This window comes from Streptomyces sp. NPDC101165 (genome assembly GCF_044768135.1).
GTDB lineage: Bacteria > Actinomycetota > Actinomycetes > Streptomycetales > Streptomycetaceae > Streptomyces.
This window is the reverse complement of the sequence record NZ_JBIWPG010000007.1, coordinates 1-18741: the sequence shown is the minus strand read 5'-3', so window position 1 is coordinate 18741 and position 18741 is coordinate 1. Positions and strand designations below refer to the sequence as shown.

5 protein-coding genes are annotated in these 18741 nt (G+C 74.5%); all 5 read left to right on the top strand.

Annotation, left to right across the window (positions count from 1 at the left end):
- Window positions 1-84: 84 nt before the first annotated feature.
- Window positions 85-13782, top strand: a complete 13698-nt coding sequence (locus ACIRVH_RS16060) for an SDR family NAD(P)-dependent oxidoreductase (RefSeq protein WP_403953080.1) — start codon at window positions 85-87, stop codon at window positions 13780-13782.
- Between the two features lie 42 nt (window positions 13783-13824).
- Window positions 13825-16347: a thioester reductase domain-containing protein gene (locus tag ACIRVH_RS16055; RefSeq protein ID WP_403953078.1), complete on the top strand. Its 2523-nt coding sequence runs from the start codon at window positions 13825-13827 to the stop codon at window positions 16345-16347.
- Window positions 16344-17483, top strand: coding sequence for an alpha/beta hydrolase (locus tag ACIRVH_RS16050; protein ID WP_403953076.1), 1140 nt, complete (start codon window positions 16344-16346; stop codon window positions 17481-17483). Before ACIRVH_RS16055 ends, ACIRVH_RS16050 begins: the two co-directional genes overlap by 4 nt.
- Before the next feature lie 62 nt (window positions 17484-17545).
- Window positions 17546-18325: an alpha/beta fold hydrolase gene (locus ACIRVH_RS16045; RefSeq protein ID WP_403953073.1), complete on the top strand. Its 780-nt coding sequence runs from the start codon at window positions 17546-17548 to the stop codon at window positions 18323-18325.
- 88 nt (window positions 18326-18413) lie between these two features.
- A partial coding sequence (locus ACIRVH_RS16040) for a helix-turn-helix domain-containing protein (RefSeq protein WP_403953070.1) occupies window positions 18414-18741 on the top strand: 328 nt, incomplete at its 3' end.

Sequence of the window (18741 nt, the reverse complement as noted above, 5' to 3'; positions counted from 1 at the left end):
ACGCCGCCCGTTTCGCCGTACCGCACACCCGTCGCCCGGTACGGAATCCAGCATGACCCCGAGTTCACGAGGACACCTGCCCAGATGCCTGCGAACGAGTCCCCGAAACACACCCCCGAGCCGTCCCTGACGACCTCCGAGGGCGTCCGGGCCTGGCTGGCATCGGCCGTCGCCGAGACGGCCGGGATCCAACCGGCCGACGTCGACCCGCACCGGCCGCTCGCCGAATTCGGCTTCGGCTCACGCCAGTTGGTCACCCTGGCCGCCGAACTCGCCGCGCTGACCGGCCGCCCCCTGGAACCGTCCCTCGTCTTCAACCACCCCACGATCGCCGCCGTCGCGCAGGCCGTCTTCGAACCGCAGCGGGCGGAAACGCCGTTGCCGGGCACGGTCGTGGAGCGGACCGGCCCGGGCGACGACGTGGCGATCATCTCCATGGCGTGCCGCTTCCCCGGCGGCGCCGAGGACCCCGAGGCCCTGTGGCGGCTGCTCACCACGGGCGAGGACGCCATCACCGAGGTACCGGCGGGCCGTTGGGACACCAACGGCCTGTACGACCCCGACCCCGAGGCCGCCGGCAAGGCCTACACCCTGCGCGGCGGTTTCCTCGACGGCGGCATCGACCGCTTCGACGCGGCCTTCTTCGGCATCTCCCCGCGCGAGGCCGCCGCCATGGACCCCCAGCAGCGGCTGCTCCTCCAGACCACCTGGGAGGCGATCGAACGCGCCGGAATCCTCCCGGAGTCCCTGAACGGCAGCTCCACCGGCGTCTATCTCGGCCTGTACGACAGCGGCTACCTCGCCGCCGCCCCGCTCACCCAGCTCGACGGACACGTCGGCACCGGCTCGGCGGCCAGCGTGGCCTCCGGACGCATCGCCTACACCCTCGGCCTGCAGGGACCGGCGGTGACCGTCGACACCGCCTGCTCGTCCTCACTGGTCTCCCTGCACCTGGCGGCGCGCGCGCTGGCGAGCGGCGAGTGCGATCTCGCCCTGGCCGGCGGAGCCACCCTGCTGGTCACCCCGCGCGGCCACGTCGAGTTCAGCCGGCTGCGCGGGCTGTCCCCGTCCGGGCGGTGCAGCCCGTTCTCCGCCGACGCGGACGGCGTCGTATGGGCCGAGGGCTGCGGTCTCGTCGTGCTCAAGCGGCTCGCGGACGCGCGCCGGGACGGCGACCGGATCCTGGCCGTCGTCAAGGGCTCGGCGATCAACCAGGACGGCCGCAGCCAGGGCCTCAGCGCCCCCAACGGCCCGGCGCAGGAGCGGGTGGTGCGCGCCGCCCTGGAGGCGGCCGGGCTCACCCCGCACGACCTCGACCACGTCGAGGCCCACGGCACCGGCACCCGGCTCGGCGATCCCATCGAACTCCGTGCCCTGGCCAACGTGTTCGGCTCCGACCGCCCGGCCGACCGCCCCCTCGGCATCGGCTCCCTGAAGTCCGCCATCGGCCACACCCAGGCGGCCGCGGGCATCGGCGGCGTCATCAAGACCGTCCTCGCGCTCGGCCGCGAACACCTGCCGGCCTCCCTGCACGCCGAGCGCCTCACCGACCGGATCGACTGGACCGGCAGCGGACTGCACGTGCAGAGCGCCGGACAGGACTGGCCGCGCACCGTGGACCGGGTGCGCCGGGCCGGGGTCAGCGCCTTCGGCATCAGCGGCACCAACGCCCACGTGGTCCTGGAGGAGGCACCGGAACCCGACACCGCCGATGCCCCCGCACAGGAAGCACCGGAACCCGACACCGCCGACACCCCCGCGCAGCAGGCCGCCCCCACCCTCTTCCCGCTCTCCGCCCGCAGCCTCCCCGCCCTGCACAGCCAGGCCGCCCGGCTGCTCGACGCCCTGGACACACGCCCGGAGCAGGCGCTCCCCGCGGTCGCCGCGACCCTCGCCCACCACCGCACCCACTTCGAGCACCGGGCCGTCGTCCGGGCCTTTGACCGCACCCGGCTCGTCGACGCCCTGCGCGCCCTCGCCGACGGACACCCCGACCCCGACCACACCACCGGCCCGCAGCGGACCGCTCCCGTCGGCAAGCTGGCCTTCGTCTTCCCCGGCCAGGGCAGCCAGTGGGCCGGCATGGCCCGCGACCTGCTGGACCGGGACCCCGTGTTCGCCGACGAACTCGACCGCTGCGACGCCGCGCTGCGCCCGTTCACCGAGTGGTCCGTGGCCGCTGTGCTGCGCGGCGACGCCGGCGCCCCGTCCCTGGACCGCGTGGACGTCGTCCAGCCCGCCCTGTTCGCCGTGATGGTGTCGCTCGCCGCCGTGTGGCGCGCCCGCGGCATCCGCCCGGACGCCGTCATCGGGCACAGCCAGGGCGAGGTCGCCGCGGCCTGCGTCGCCGGCGCACTCAGCCTCAACGACGCGGCCGCCGTCGTCGCCCTGCGCAGCCAGGCCCTGACCGACCTGTCCGGCAGCGGCACCATGGCCGTGATCGCGCTGCCCCACGACGAGGTCCGGGCCGAACTCGACGGAGCCGTCTCGGTCGCCGCGGTCAACAGTGGCCGGGCGACCGTGGTCGCGGGCGCCGTCGACGCGGTCGAAGCGCTGCTCGCCCGCCTCGAAGCGCGCCAGGTGTTCGTCCGCCGTCTCGACGTCGACTACGCCTCCCACAGCGACCGGGTCGAACCGGTCCGCGAGCGGATCCTCGACGAACTCGACGGCGTGACCACGTACCCGACGGACATCGCCTGGTACTCCACGGTCACCGCCGAACCGGTCACCGAGGAACTGGAGGCCGGCTACTGGTACACCAACCTCCGCGAGACCGTCCGCTTCGCGCCCACCGTCGAGCGCATGCTCGCCGACGGCTACCGCCATTTCGTGGAACTGAGCCCCCACCCGGCCCTGCTCACCGCGCTGCGCACCCTCGGCGAGGACACCGGCCACGACCTGTCCGCCGTCGGCTCGCTGGGCCGCGACGAGGACGGCCCCGCCTGTCTGGACCGGGCCGCCGCCGAACTCCACGTCCACGGACGGCGGATCGACTGGCGCCGCCTGGTCCCCGACGGCGACGCCGCCGACCTGCCCACCTACGCCTGGGACGCACAGCGCCACTGGATCGAGCCGGAGACCGCCGCCGGCGGCCCCGCCCTGTTCGACCAGGCCGCGCACCCGCTCCTCGGCATCCAGCTCCAGTCCGCCGACGAGACCCGCTGGACCTTCCGCAACGAGTGGTCGCCGGCCACCGCCGACTGGCTGCCCGACCACACCGTGTTCGGCCGCACCGTGGTCTCCGGCACCACCCTGATGGAGCTGTGCCGTGCCGCGCTCGCCGTGGCCCGCCCGGACGACGCGGCCGACGTCACCGACCTGCTCCTGCTCAGCCCCCTCGTCCTGCCCGGCACCGGCACGGTCGAGGTCTCCGTCGAGGTCGTCACCGCCGGTCCCGTGCCCGAGATCACCGTGCACAGCCGCCCGCGCGGCCAGGACGCCCCCGGCTGGACCCTGCACGCCACCGCCTCCGCGGCCGAGTCCACCCCGCTCACCGCGGGCCGCCCGCCGCAGTGGCCCGGCACCGCCGAAGAGGCCTGGACCGCGCAGACGTACGACCGCCTGGCCGGCCTCGGCCTCGGCTACGGGCCCGCCTTCCAGGGCGTACGGTCGGCGGTCACGACCGGCGACGGAGAACTCCTCGCCCGGCTCTCCCTGCCCGCCACCGCCCGCGAGGCGGCCGACCCGTACCCGGTGCACCCGGCCCTGCTGGACGCCGCTCTGCACGTCACCGCCGCCTTCGGAGCGGTCGACGGACGTGCCCTGCTCCCCGTCGCCGTGGGCCGCTGCGTCCTGCCCCACGGCGGCGCGGGCGACCTGACCGCACGGGTGCGGCGCACCGGCGACGCCGACTCGGACCTCACCCTGGACGTCACGCTGTGGGACGCCGACGGCCTGCCTGCCGGACGCCTGGAGGCCGTACGCCTGCGCGCCGCCGACCCGGCCGACCTCGACGCAGCTTCGGAGAACGCCCGGCACCTGTACGAGGTGGCCTGGACGGCCGTCACCGAGGAGCCGCCCGCCGCGACGCCGGACCTCACCTGGACCGTCGCCGGCGACCCGGCCGACCCCCAGGCCGAGGCCGCTCTGCAGGGCCTCGCGCTGCGCGAGGCGGGCGCCGACGTCGCCGTACGATTCTGGCCGCACCCCGACGAAGCGATGTCCGGAGCCCACGAGTTGGCGGCCACCGCGCTCGCCGAGCTGCAGCGGCTCATCGCGCTCCCCGAGGACCGGACGCCCGCCCGGACCGTGTGGGTGACCCGCGGCGCGATCGCCGCCGCCGACGGCGACCCGGTCGCCGGACACGCCCAGTCGGTGCTGTGGGGACTGGCCCGCAGTGCCCGCGCGGAGCACCCGGACCTCGGGCTGACGTTGCTGGACCTCGACGGCGGCGACCCCGCGTCCGCGCTCAGGGCGGCAGCAGGCCTTGCCGAGGAGCCCGAACTCGCCCTTCGGGAAGGGGCGTTGTTCGTCCCGCGGCTGGTGCGCGCACGCCCCGACCGGCAGGAGCAGGGCCGGGCCGGTCACCTCCCCACGGACGGGACCGTCCTGATCACCGGCGGCCTGGGTGCCGTCGGCCGCCACATCGCCCGGCTCTTCGCCCAACGAGGTGTTCCCCGGCTCCTGTTGACCGCACGCAGGGGTGCCGAGGATCCCCGCGCGGCCGAGACGGTCGCCGAACTGGCCGCGCTCGGTGCCGAGGCCGAGGTCGTCGCCTGCGAGGTCACCGACCCGGCCGCAGTCGCCGATGTACTCGCCCGAGCCTGCGAGGAGTTGCCCCTGCGCGGTGTCGTGCACTGCGCCGGGATCCTCGACGACGGGGTCGTCGCAGAGCTCACGCCCGAGCGGCTGGCGCGGGTACTGCGACCCAAGGTCGACGGAGCCCTCCACCTGCACCGGCTCACCGCAGACACCCCGCTGGACCTGTTCCTGCTGGTGTCCTCGGCCGCCGGTGTCGTGGGCAACGCGGGCCAGGGCAACTACGCGGCCGCCAACGCCTTCCTCGACCAACTCGCCCACCACCGGCGGGCCCTGGGGCTGCCCGGCAGCTCGATCTCCTTCGGCGCCTGGGCCGGTGAGGGCCTCGCAGCGGCCCACGCCGACCTGGACCGCATGGCCCGGCTCGGCCACCGGGCGCTCACCCCGGAGCAGGGCCGCGACCTCGTCGCATTGGCCCTGCGGCGCACCGCCCCGCACCTGGTGGCCTGGGCCCTCGACCTGCCCCGTCTGCGCCGGTCGGGCACGGGCGGCACCGCCCTGTGGCGCTCGCTGCTGCCCGCGCCGCGCGGCACCGGGGGAGACGCCCTCGCCGACCGCCTGGCCCGGCTGCCCGAGCCCGAGCGGGCCGAGCGCGTCCTGGCCCTGGTCCGTGACGAGGCCTCCCGCGCCCTCGGCCTGCGGTCCGCCGAGTCCGTACGCCCCGACCAGCCGCTGCGCGACCTCGGCATGGACTCCGTCACCGCCGTCGAACTGCGCAACCGCATCGGGGCCCGGCTCGGCACCCGTCTGCCCGCCACCCTCCTCTTCGACCACCCCACCGCCGACCGGCTCGCCGAGTACCTGCTGGCCACCGTGCTGGGGCGGACGTCGGGCAAGCCCCAGGTCCAGCCGGCTCGGACGACGGCGCCCGCCGGCGACGAACCGATCGCCATCGTGGCGATGGCCTGCCGGCTGCCCGGCTCGGTGAGCGACCCGGACGGCCTGTGGCGGCTGGTCGCCGAAGGCCGGGACGCGGTCGGCCCGTTCCCGGCCGGACGCTGGGACGTGGAGGCGCTCTACGACCCCGACCCGGACGCCCTCGGCAAGTCCTACGCCCGCGAGGGCGGCTTCCTGGACGACATCGAGTCCTTCGACGCGGGCTTCTTCGGCATCACCCCGAAGGAGGCCGCCGCCATGGACCCCCAGCAGCGGCTGCTGCTCGAGACGGCCTGGGAGGCGCTGGAGCGCGCCGGCATCGTGCCCGCCCGGCTCGCGGGCAGCACCACCGGCGTGTACGTCGGCATGTTCGGCAGCGACTACCTGGCGGGCTCCCGCCTCGACCAGCTCGACGGCTACGTCGGCACCGGCTCGGCGCTCAGCGTAGCCTCCGGCCGGCTGTCCTACGCGCTCGGCCTGCACGGCCCGGCCCTGACCGTGGACACGGCCTGCTCGTCCTCCCTGGTCGCGACGCATCTGGCCGCCCAGGCCCTGCGCGCCGGGGAGTGCGACCTGGCCCTGGCCGGCGGCGTGACGCTCATGGTGACCCCGCAGACCTTCGTGGAGTTCAGCCGCCTGCGCGGACTGTCACCGACCGGCCGTTGCCGGTCCTTCTCCGACGACGCCGACGGCGCGATCTGGGCCGAGGGCGCGGGCATGCTGGTCCTCAAGCGGCTGAGCGACGCCGAGCGGGACGGCGACGAGGTGCTCGCCGTGCTGCGCGGCACGGCCGTCAACCAGGACGGCCGCAGCCAGGGTCTGTCCGCGCCCAACGGCCCGGCCCAGGAACAGGTGCTCCGCCGCGCGCTGGAGCTGTCCGGGCTGGCACCCGCCGACCTCGACCACATCGAGGCCCACGGAACCGGAACCACCCTCGGCGACCCGATCGAGGCCAACGCCCTGGCCGAGGTCTTCGCCGGCTCCCGCCCCCAGGACCGCCCGCTGTACCTGGGCTCGCTGAAGTCCAACATCGGCCACGCGCAGGCCGCTTCGGGCGTCGTCGGGCTGATCAAGGTCGTGCAGTCGCTGCGCCACCAGACCCTGCCCCGCACCCTGCACGCCGACACACCGAGCCGGCACGTCGAGTGGGACGGCAGCGGGCTCCGGCTGCTCCAGGAACCGGTCGCCTGGCCGGCGACGGAGGAGCGGGTGCGACGGGCCGGGGTCAGCGCCTTCGGCATCAGCGGCACCAACGCCCACGTCATCGTGGAGGAAGCACCCGCCAGGCCGCAGGAGGAACCGGAACTCCCGGACGGGAAGCGGCTGTTCCTGCTCTCCGGGCGCAGTGAGGCCGGGCTGCGCGGGCAGGCGGCCCGGCTCGCCCGGTACGTCACCCCCGACACCGCCCTTCCGGACGTGGCCCACACCCTGGCCCGGTACCGCAGCCACTTCGACTGGCGCGCCGCGGTCGTCGCGGGCGACCGCGACGAACTGCTCTCCTCCCTCAAGGCGTTGGGCGGCGGACGCAAGCCCGTGCCCGCGCCGCGCGAGGACCAGACCGGCAAGGTCGCCTTCGTCTTCGCCGGACACGGCGGCCAATGGACCGGCATGGGCCTGGAGCTGCTGTCCCAGTCCGAGGCCTTCCGCACGGAGCTGACCCGCATCGACGCCGCCGTCGAGCGGCAGGCCGGCTGGTCGGTGCTCAACGTGCTGCGCGCACCGGAGGAGTTCTCCCCGCTCGACCGCACCGAGTACCTCCAGCCGGTCCTGTTCGCCGTCAACGCCGCGCTGGCCGCCGCCTGGCGGGAACTCGGCGTCACCCCGGACGCGGTGGTCGGCCACAGCCTGGGCGAGATCGCCGCCGCCTACAGCGCGGGCGCCCTCACCCTGGACGAGGCCGTCACCGCCGTCACCGGGCGGGCCGCCGCGGTCGTCCCGCTCGTCGGGCAGGGCGGCATGCTCGCCGTGGAGCTGCCGCTCGCCGATGTCGAGGAGCTGCTGGAGTCCTACGCCGGCCGGCTGTTCGTCGGAGCCGTCAACGGCCCCGGTGCCACCGCCGTCTCCGGCGAGGCGGACGCGCTCACCGCGCTGCGTCGCCAACTGGAGGAGCGGGGCGTCTCCACGCGCGTCCTGTCGACGCCGTTCGCCTCGCACACCCCGCTCATGGAGCCGCTGCGCGCGGAACTCCTCGACCGCTTCTCCGGCATCCGGGGGACTCGCACACCGACCCCGCTCTACTCGTCGGTGCTCGCCGAACCCGTCACCGGGGACGGCCTGGACGCCGCCTACTGGTTCGACAACCTGCGCCACCCGGTCCGCTTCGCCGACACCGTCCGCCGGATGCTCGACGACGGCTACCGCTACTTCGTGGAACTGAGCCCGCACCCCTCGCTCACCGCGGCGATCGAGGCGGTCGCCGCCGAGGCCGGGATCGACGCGGTGGGCATCGGCTCGCTGCGCCGCGGCCGGGACGGGCAGGACGTACTGCTGGGCAGGCTCGGGGAGTTGTACGAGGCCGGACACGTGCCCGACTGGACGGCGCTCTTCCCGCACGGCCGCCGCGCCGACCTGCCCACCTACGCCTTCGCCCGCGAACGCCACTGGCTCGCCCCCGCCCAGGCCACCTCCACCGGCGGCTCACCGCTGCTCGGCACCCACGTCCAGGCCAGCGACGAACCCGGCCGGGACCTCTTCCAGAGCGAGATCGACCTGAACGACAGCCGCTTCGCCTACCTGACCGACCACCAGGTCACGGGCGAGGTGTGGCTGCCGGGCGCCGCCTTCCTGGACATGGCGCTGGAGGCCGCGACCACGCTCGCCGACGGCGACGAGGTGCGCCTGGCCGACGTCCGGTTCGTCCAGCCGCTCCGATTGGACGCCGACCGGCCCGTACGGCTGCAACTGGTGCTGCGGCCCGCGGAGGACGGATACCGGGAGTTCTCCGTCGCCTCCGCCCCCGCCGGTGCGCGACAGCCCCGGTGGGAGCGGCACGTGACCGGGCGCATCGCCCCCACTCCGGAGCCGATCGCCCGCACGGCGGAGCAGGCGGCGGACGCGGGCACGGAACTCGCCGCGCTGCGCGAACGCTGCACCGAGCGCGTCGACCTGCCCGCCGTCTACGCCGGTCTCGCCGCCCTGGGCATCGACTACGGCCCCGCCTTCCGGGGCCTGGCCGAGGGCCACCGGGACGACGCCACGACAGCCGTGGCCCGCCTGGCCGCACGACCCGCCGCCGGTCACCTCCTGCACCCCGCCACGCTCGACGCCTCCTTCCACACGGCCGCACTGCCCGCGGCCGCCCCGCAGGGCCGGGCGTTCGTGCCCGCCGGCGCCGGACACATACGGTTCACCGGCCTGCGCACCGCACCCGCCTGGGTGAGCTGCGACCTGCGCGCGATGGACGGCGACACCGCCCTCCTCGACCTGCGCCTGTGGGACGAGGACGGCCACCTCGTCCTCGCGGCCGACGAGTTCCGGCTCGCCGCGCTCTCCCCGCTGGACGGCGCCCTCTTCGAGACCCGCTGGCAGCCCCGCCCCGCGGCACAGGAGCCGCCCGCCGAGGGCAGCTGGCTCATCGTCGCCGACGAGACCGGAGTCACCGACGAACTCGCGGCCCGGCTGGCTGACTTGGCGCCGCACGTCGTCGCCCGCCGGGGCACCGCGTACGGCGTCGACGGCCCCGGCCGCTACGTCCTCGACCCGGCCGACCCGGCCCAGTGGGCCCGGCTCCTGGACGAGGCCTTCGCGGACGCGCCGCCCGAGCGGGTGGTCCAGCTGTCCGCGCTCGACGCCCCACCGGTCTCCGACGACCGCGACATCGAGGAAACCTCCCGGCTCTGCTGCCTGACCACCCTGCACCTGGTGCGGGCCCTCACCGAGCGCGAGCGGCCCAAGGGCCGGACACCACGCCTGTTCGTCGTCGTACGCGGCAGCCAGGCCGCCGGTGACAGCACCGAGGTGTCCCAGCCGCAGCAGGCCCTCGCCTGGGGCTTCGGACTCGCCGTGGCCCAGGAGCACCCCGAACTCGCCACCACGCTGGTCGACCTGCCCGCCGACGGCGGCGCCGAGGAGCTGTGGACCCAGCTGTGGCACGCCGACGACGAGCGCCTCGTCGCGCTCCGCGGCACCGGCCGGCTCGTCCCGCGCCTGGCCCGTACCCGCCCCGACGAAGGCGGCCACCCCGAACTGCCGGATGGCGTGCACCTGATCACCGGTGGCCTGGGCGGCCTCGGCCGTGTCGTCGCCGAACGGCTGGTGCGCCGGGGCGCCCGGCGGCTCGCCCTGCTGAGCCGCGGCACGCCCGACACGGCCGCCACCGCCTGGATACAGGGCCTCGAACAGCGGGGCGTCACCGTGCACCTCGCCCGCGCCGACGTCGCCGACCGCGCCGGACTCACCGCCGCCCTGGACACCCTGCGCCGCGAGGCGGGCACGGTCTCCACCGTGGTCCACGCCGCCGGTGTCCTGGACGACGCCACCCTGGCGAACCTCACCGAGGACCGCGTCCGGCGCGTCCTCGCGCCCAAGGTGCTCGGCACCGCCCTGCTCACCGAACTGGTCCCGGAGGCCGGGAACCTGGTTCTGTTCGCCTCGGCGGCCGGTCTGCTGGGCTCGGCCGGGCAGAGCCCCTACTCGGCGGCGAACGCCTTCCTCGACGCCTGGGCGCACCACCTCTCCCGGGCCGGCCGACGGGCGCTGAGCCTGGACTGGGGTGCCTGGGCGGGCGTCGGCATGGTCGCGGAGTCCGGCACCCGGGCCGCCGAGACCAGCCGCTCCGGCCTGGTCGCCTTCTCCCCGCAGGACGGCGGCGAACTGTTCGAGCGGGTGCTGACCACCGCCCGCCGCCAGCTCGCCCCGATCGCCCTCGACTGGGAGCTGCTGGCCCTCGACCCGGACGCGGCACGCAGCCGCCCGCTCCTCGCCGACCTGGTGACCGTCCCGACCGGTGGCGCGGACACCGACGACCTGGTCGACAAGGTGTTCGCGGCCGCCCCCGGGCAGGAGCGCACCGAGTGGCTCGAAACCTACGTACGGGCCCGGGTCGGCGAGGTCTCCGGCGGTGCCGTGGATGTGTTCGCCACCACGGCCCTGAAGGAGCTGGGCCTGGATTCGCTGATGCTGGTCCGGCTGCGCAACGCGTTCGCCCGCGAGCTGGGCGTCGAACTCCCGGCCGCCGACGTGTTCTCCGCCGCCGACGTCCGCGGCCTCGCCCGCACCCTCGGCGAGGCCCTGCCCGAGCGCGCCGCCCCTGCCGAGCGGGCCGCCTCCACCGAGAGCTCGCCCGCTCAGGACGTGCCCGAGACCGAACTGCGGCCCGCGACCCGGGATGTCGTACGACTCCTGCGCAGCGCACAGCCGGACATGCCCCACGCGGCCCACGGCGTCGGCCTGGCCGTCCGGCTCAAGGCGCCGACCACCCAGGAAGCCCTCACCGGCATCCTGGACCGGCTCGCCGCCCGCCACGCCGCCCTGCGCACCGCCGTCGTGACCGGAGACGAGAGCGGCCGGCAACTGCGGGTGGACCGTCAGCCGCCCACGCCGCTGCTGCGATGGACCGAGGCCACGCAGGTCGACGCAGCCGAGCGGCTGCGGCTGCTCCTGGAGCCGCCGTTCGACCTGGCCGTACCGCCACTGTGGCGGTTCGAACTCGCCGACGGCGGCCCGCAGGGCCAGATCCTCGTCTTCGGCGCCCATCACGCGGTCAGCGACCTGCAGTCCCTGCTCCTCGTGGCCGCGGAGATCGACGCCGAACTGTCCGGCACCGCGCTGGACGGCACCGTCACCAACCGGGACATCGATCTGCTGATCGAGGCCCAGCAAGGCGGTGGCGACGGCCCCGGCGACGACTGGCGCGCGGCCTTCCACGGCAGCGAACGGCTCGACCTGACCCTGGCCCGGCCGCGCCCCGAGACCCGCTCCTACCGGTCCGGCAGCGTCACCGTGACCGTGCCGGACGGTCTCGTGGAGCGGATCTCGGCCGCCGCGAGCGCTCTGGCCGTCACGCCCGCCGCGTTCTGCCTCGGCACCCTCACCGTGCTGCTGGCCAGGAAGCGGGAACGGGAGCGGTTCGCGCTCGCCGTGCCCGTGGACACCCGTATCCACGCCGACGCGTACGGCGCGGTGGGCTTCTTCGGCGTCCCCGTGCCCTTCCCCGCCCAGGCGGCGGCCGGGGAGCGGGTCGCGGACGTACTGGTCCGCACCGACCAGCGCCTGCAGCGGATCCTGGCGAAGGGCGCCATGTTCTCCGACGTCCTCGCCACGCTCGCCCGGCAGGGCCTGCACCGCGCCAACGCACCGCTCGTCGAGGTGTACTTCAACTACGTCCGCTTCGCGGGCCGGTTGACCAGCCTCGAAGTGCTGCCCGCCGGCGTCGGCCACACCGACCTCGACCTGATGATCACCATGACCCCGGACTCGGGCACCGTCCGCCTCGACCACAACCTCGACATCCTGGACGCGGACACCGCGACCGAACTCGGTGAGGAGTTCCTGGAGTTGCTCGCGGAGACCGCCGAGGACGCGACCGTGGTCGTACGCGAGAGTGCGACGGCCGTTCAGCAGACACCGGTCGAGGGACCGCGTCTGGCCCTCGCCGCCACCTTCGCCCTCGGCAACCTGCCCCTGATGTGCGAGGCGGCGCTCGAGGACGAGCGGGCGGCGGTCGCCGAGGCGCCGTACCATCAGGTGCTCGCCGCCCTCCAGGACCCGTCCGGAGTCCTCGCCGACCCGGCCACCACGGTGGGCGTCGTCCTGCTGCGGGCCGCCGACCTGGAGCGGTTCGGACCGGTGGACGACACGGTCCTCGCCGAACTGCGCGGCGCCTACCCGGCCGCGCTGAAGTCCCTCGCCGAACGCACCCGCAGGCCGCTCGTCGTCGGCGTCCTGCCGACCGCCCGGGCCGATGACCGCCTCCTCGACTGGGAGCACGGGATCGCCGCCGACCTGGCCGAACTGCCCGGCATCGCGGTGCTCGGCCCCGACGAGTGGACCCGGCACCACACCGTCGAGAACCGCTTCGACCAGCGCACCGAGCGCCTCGCCCACCTGCCCTTCACCCCGGCCTTCCAGGCAGCCGTGGCGCTGCGCCTGGCCGAGGCGGTACGGGCCGTACGGCGCCCCGCGCCCAAGGTGATCGCCGTCGACGGCGACGAGACCCTGTGGGGCGGAGTGGCGGGCGAGGCCGGCCCCGAGGCGGTGGACCTCACCGGTCCGCGCGCCCAGCTGGCCCGCAGGCTGCTGCGATGGCGGGAGGCGGGCGCGCTGCTGGCGCTGGTCAGCAACAACGACGAGGCGACGGTCCGGGCCGTCCTGGACCGGCCCGACAGCCTGCTGAAGGCCGAGCACTTCAGCGTGGTCTCCGCCGCCTGGAACCCCAAGCCCGACCGCCTCGCCGAGGCCGCCCGCACCCTCAACCTCGGCCTGGACAGCTTCCTGTTCCTGGACGACAACCCGGCCGAGATCGCGAAGATGCGCGCGGTGCACCCGCAGGTGCTGTCCCTGACGTGCCCGCCCGCCGCCGGACTCGACACGTTCCTGCGCCGGTTGTGGCCGCTGGTCCCGATCGCGGCCACCGCCGAGGACGCCCTGCGGGCCCGGTTCTACGCACAGGAGCGCGAGCGGGACGCCGTCCGCGAGGGCGCCGGGTTCGAGGAGTTCCTCGCCCGGCTGAACCTCGAGGTCGACATCCGCGAGCTGGCCGACGCGGACGTCGAACGGGGTGAGCAACTCGTCCGCCGCACCAACCAGTTCACCCTGCGCGCCCGCTCCGCCGACGGCGGCGACCTCGCCCGGTGGCGTGAACGGGGCGAGGTGTGGACGGCGGCGGCCCGGGACCGGTTCGGCGACTACGGCCAGATCGCGCTGCTCGCGGTCCACGCCGACGGGGACCAACTCGACGTGCTCGCCTGGCTGATGAGCTGCCGCGCCCTCGGCCGGGGCGTCGAGGAACGGCTGCTCGGCCGGATCGCCGACCGGGCCGAAGAGCTGGGCTGCACCAAGGTCCGGCTCACCGCGGAGCGCACCCCGCGCAACGCCCCCGCCCGCCGACTGCTCGCCGCGCTCGGTGGCGTCGACCCGGACGACGAACGGCTGGACGTCGTGACCACCCCCGAACACCTGCGGGCCTTCCGCTCCTGGGAGCAGCCGTGAGGAACAAGACCGAGCACAATGCGAAGGGCTCTCATGCGTGACATGAACGAGGAGTCGGCCTACGCCGGCCGGCGGGCGATCGCCGAGTCGATCGAGCGGGGCGGCGGCGGACTCGGCGTGGCCGACCTGCTGGCCAAGGTCCGGGCGGCGGGCACCGAGCCCGAGCCCGCCCCGGCCTCGGCACCCGACCTGGCGGGCCTGACGGCCGTCATCACCGCCGCGGCCGGCCGCCACCTGCCCTCCGGTCGGCTGGCGCCCGACGCCGACTTCTTCGACGCGGGCGGCACGTCCGTCGACGCGGTCGAGCTGGCCGCCGAGCTGGAGGCCGAGCTGGGCATCGAGATCGACCTCGACGAGGTCTTCGCGGACGCCCGCCCGGCGAGTCTGGCCCGAAGGTGGCTGCTGCTGGTCGAAGCGAGGACGACACCGACGCCCTCGGCCGCGCCGGCACCTCCCGCCACGGGACCGGGCAACTCCGCACCGGGTGTCTCTCGGGCCTCGGCCTCCTCGGCCGCGCCGGCACCGTTTGCTACGGGACCGGGTATCTCCGCACCCACCGCACCTTCGGCCGCGCCGGCCGCTTTTGCCGCGCCCGGCGTCTTCCGGGGCCCCTCGACCACCCCCACCCCCCTCGCCTCCCCGGCACCCGCCCCCCACACCCTCCCCATCCCGTCCCCCCGCACCCCACCCGCCGTATCCACCACCCCGTACCGACCCGACGCCTCCCACTCCCGAGCCCGGCAGGAAGACCTCGACCAGATCCTGGCCGACCTCGCCCTCGCCGACCGGCTGCCGTTCGCCGAGGTGCCCGAGCCGCTGCCGCCGCGGCGGATCCTGCTGACCGGTGCGACCGGGTTCCTCGGCAGCCACATGCTGCTCGACCTGCTGCGACACAGCGACGCACATGTGTACTGCCTGGTCCGCGCGGCCGACGAGGCGGCCGCGACGGAACGGCTCGGCGCTCAGCTGCGCAGCTACAAGCTGCCGTGGTCCTCGGAGATACGCCGGCGCATCACCGTGCTGCCCGGCGACATCCGCAGCCCGCGGCTCGGGCTCACCGACGAGCAGTGGCACACCCTCGCGCACGAACTCGACAGCATCGTCGGTGTGGCGGCCGCCGTGGACTTCCTGCGCGGCTACCAGTCGTTGAGAAGCAGCAACGTCCTCGGTGCGCTCACCCTCGCCGAGCTGGCCGCGACCGGCCGGCCCAAGCCGCTGCACCACATCTCGTCCATCGCCGTGTTCAACGAGGTCGGCATCACGTCCATGGGCGAGGACGACCCGCTCGCCCACGTCGACCGGCTCATCTCCGGCTACGACCAGTCCAAGTGGGCCGCCGAGGTCGCGCTGCGCCGTGCCCGCGACCACGGACTCGTGGTCACCGCGCTCCGCCCGGGCGGCATCGGCGGCCACACGAAGACCGGCGCGTACAACCCGCTGGACCTCAGCAGCGGCCTGATCTCCGCCTTCGGCCGCTTCCGCACCGTACCGGCGTTCCGCTACCTCAACGCGGCCCCCGTCGACTGGGTCAGCCGGGTCGCGGTCGCCGCGATCTGCGAGCCCGACGCGTGGGGCTTCGACTACAACCTCACGGGCGTGCCCAACACCCTGGACGACGTCGTACAGGACATGGCTCTGGGCGGCATGCACGTCCGCGTCCAGGACTGGGACGAGTGGCGCACCGACACGCTCGCCCGCCTGCAGGCCGAGCCCGTGCCCGAACTCGGCTTCCTCACCCGGGTGTTGCAGAGCCCGACCGCGCTGAAGCTGTGCGAGGCCACCCTGCAGGGCCCCGCCGCCGAAGCGGACCGCACCGACGCCCTGGTCGCCGCCCTCGGCCTCATGCCCGCCGCCCGGTACGACGCCCAGGCCCAGCTGAAGACCTTCGAGAAGCTCGCCGACGACGGTCTCGCCCGGCTTCCGCACAAGGACGACCAGCCCTACCTCTGGTTCGCCGAGACGACCGAGGGCACCGTAGGCCCGGTCGGGGCCGCCGCCGAGACTCCATGCTCGATGGCGCTCACCCTGTCCATCGCCAGCATGTACCAGCTGGTCAAGGAGCGCCGGGTGGACGTCACGGGCGAGGTGACCTGCCCGGCGGTGCACCCCGAACCGCTCACCGTGGAGCGCGGCGACGTCTGGGTCCGCCCCGAGGAGGGCATCCCGCTCCAGCACGGCCTGCGCCACCAACTCCTGCGCTACCGGCTGAGGTTGCGCGACGCGGACGGCGGTCAGTGGTGGCTGGAGGGCCGTAAGTACGCGCGGGCCCGCCGGGACCTGTGGCGGCAGACCCGCGCGCTCACCGTGGAGATCGGCCGCGAGGGCGAGGCCGCGAGTCTGCTGGGCGAGGTCGTCGTACCCGCCGACTCCTACGTCCGCGACCAGATCGACGGCATCAAGGTGGACCCGCGCCTGACCGGTCAGGAGAAGCGGGCCGCCAAGCTGACCTGGCTCGCCTGGTTCGGCCTGGAGATGGGCCGCGGCCTGCTCGCCCCGTTCGCCCGGGCCGCGGCGGATCTTCTCGACCTGCGCCGCACCCCGACCCTCACGGAGCACCACCGATGATCTTCAGGACCACCCCCTCCCGGACGGCCCGGCCGGCGCTCCGCCGGGTCCGCACCACCGCGGCCCTCCGCCCCCTGCGCCACCGCCTGGACCCGGCCCGCGTCGAGGAGATCCCGTTCCGCACGAGCGACGGCGTCCGCCTCGGCCTGACCCGCGTCGACACCGGGGACACCGGCCGGCCCGCCGTGCTGCTCCTGCACGGGCACACCGCCTCCGCCGACATGTTCCTGCTGCCCGAGACCCGCAACCTCGTGGACGCGCTCCTCGACGACGGCTACGAGCCCTGGCTGCTGGACTGGCGGGGCAGCTGCCGGCTGCCGTACAACGAGACCGGCCGGCGCTACACCTACGACGACGTGGCGCTGTACGACATCCCCGAGGCCGTCGCCCACATCCGGGGGCGCATCGGCGAGCGCCCGCTGTCCGTGGTCGCGCACTGCATCGGCTCGCTCACCCTGTCGCTGAGCATGACGGCCGGACTGGTGCCGGGGCTGGCCGGCGTGGTCTCCCAGGGAGTCTTCCTGACGCCCAGGCTGGCGGGGCGGACGTCGCTGCGGATGTCCGTGGCGGGGGAGTTGCTGAAGACCCGGATCGACCACATCCCGGTCGACTTCCGCAAGGTGGGTCTGTGGTCGAAGTACACCCCGCTGTTCGCCCTGGCCGCCCGCAAGGCGAGCTGCCCCGATCCGACCTGCCAGATCCTGCACCACTCGGCCTGGGGCACGGGTGCCTCGCTCTTCGTCCACGAGAACCTGGCCGAAGCCACCCACGATCGGCTCGCCGAGCTGCTCGGCCCCGCCCCGCTGTGGATCCTGCCGCACCTGCGCCGGATCGAGCTGGCCCGCAGCGTGGTCCGCTGGCACGACACCGACCACCGCTACCGGGCGCTGCCGCAGAACGCCCTCGACGCGGCCGCCCGCATCGACACCCCCGTCCTGCTGCTCTCGGGCAGCGAGAACGGGCTGTGGCTGGACTCGCAACGGCTCTGCCACGAGGTGCTGGCCCGCCGCCAGCCGCAGCTGGACGTCACCTACACCGAGATCCCGGGCTACGGTCACCTGGACACGTTCCTGGGCCGGGGCGCCGCCCTCGACGTCTTCGGTCACATCCTCGAATTCCTCGGGGAACGCCGGTGACGGCGGGGCGCGCGGCCGGTTACCGTACCGGACAGTAACCGCAGCGCACCCAGGAGGCCCCCATGCCGCAGCTCGACGTCGACGGAGCCGTACTCACGTACGACGACGAGGGCCCCCGTGACGGCGCGGACGTGCCCGTGGTGTTCGTGCACGGCTGGACCGCGAACCGGCACCGCTGGGACCACCAGCTGGCCCACTTCTCCGCCGGCCGGCGCGTGATCCGGCTGGACCTGCGCGGGCACGGAGAGAGCACGGGGGCCGGGGTGCGCACGATCGCGGAGCTGGCGAAGGACGTCCTCGCCCTCCTCGACCACCTGGAGGTGGAGCGGTTCGTACTGGTCGGCCACTCGATGGGCGGGATGATCTCCCAGACCATCGCCCTCTCCCACGCGGACCGGGTGGAGCGGATGGTGCTGGTCAACTCGATCGGACGGATGACCTACAACCGCGGCCGGGGGCTGCTCATGGCCGCCTCCACCCTGGTTCCGTACAAGATGTTCGTCGCGACCAACATCCAGCGGGCCTTCGCCCCGGGGTACCCGCGCGAGGAGGTCCGGGAGTACATCCGCTCCTCCTCCGACACCCCGCGCGAGGTGGTCATGACCCTGTACGGCGCCATGCGGGCCTTCGACCTCCTCGACCGGGCCGGTGAGATCGCCACGCCCACCCTGATGGTGCACGGCTACCACGACATCCAGCTGCCCGTGCGGCAGATGCTCCGGATGGCGAAGGCCTACCCGAACGCCGTCGTGCGCATCATCGACGCGGGCCATGAGCTGCCCGTGGAGAAGCCGGCCGAACTCACCGCGGCGCTTGACTGGTTTCTGACTGCGAAGGCCTAGTGTCCTGCGCCAGTAGTTGATCGTTAGTAGTGGTGTGACTTCTGCTGCTGGTGCGTCAGTTCCTCGTCGGGGCCCGAAGCTGGAACCGTTGCTGCTGTCTGATGACGAGCGGGCGGTGTTGGAGCGGTGGACGCGTCGGGCGACATCGGCCCAGGCACTGGCCCTGCGGGCGCGGATTGTGCTGGCGTGTGCGGGGCCGGAGGTGCCGCCGATTGTCGCGGTCGCCCGGGATCTGCGGGTGAGCGCGGACACCGTCCGCAAGTGGCGGCGGCGCTTCCTGGCCGAGCGGCTGGACGGGCTGGCCGACGAGCCCCGGCCGGGCCGGCCGCCGACCATCAGCGTCGACCAGGTGGAAGCGGTGGTGGTCACCACGCTGGAACAGCTGCCGAAGAACGCCACCCACTGGTCGCGGACGT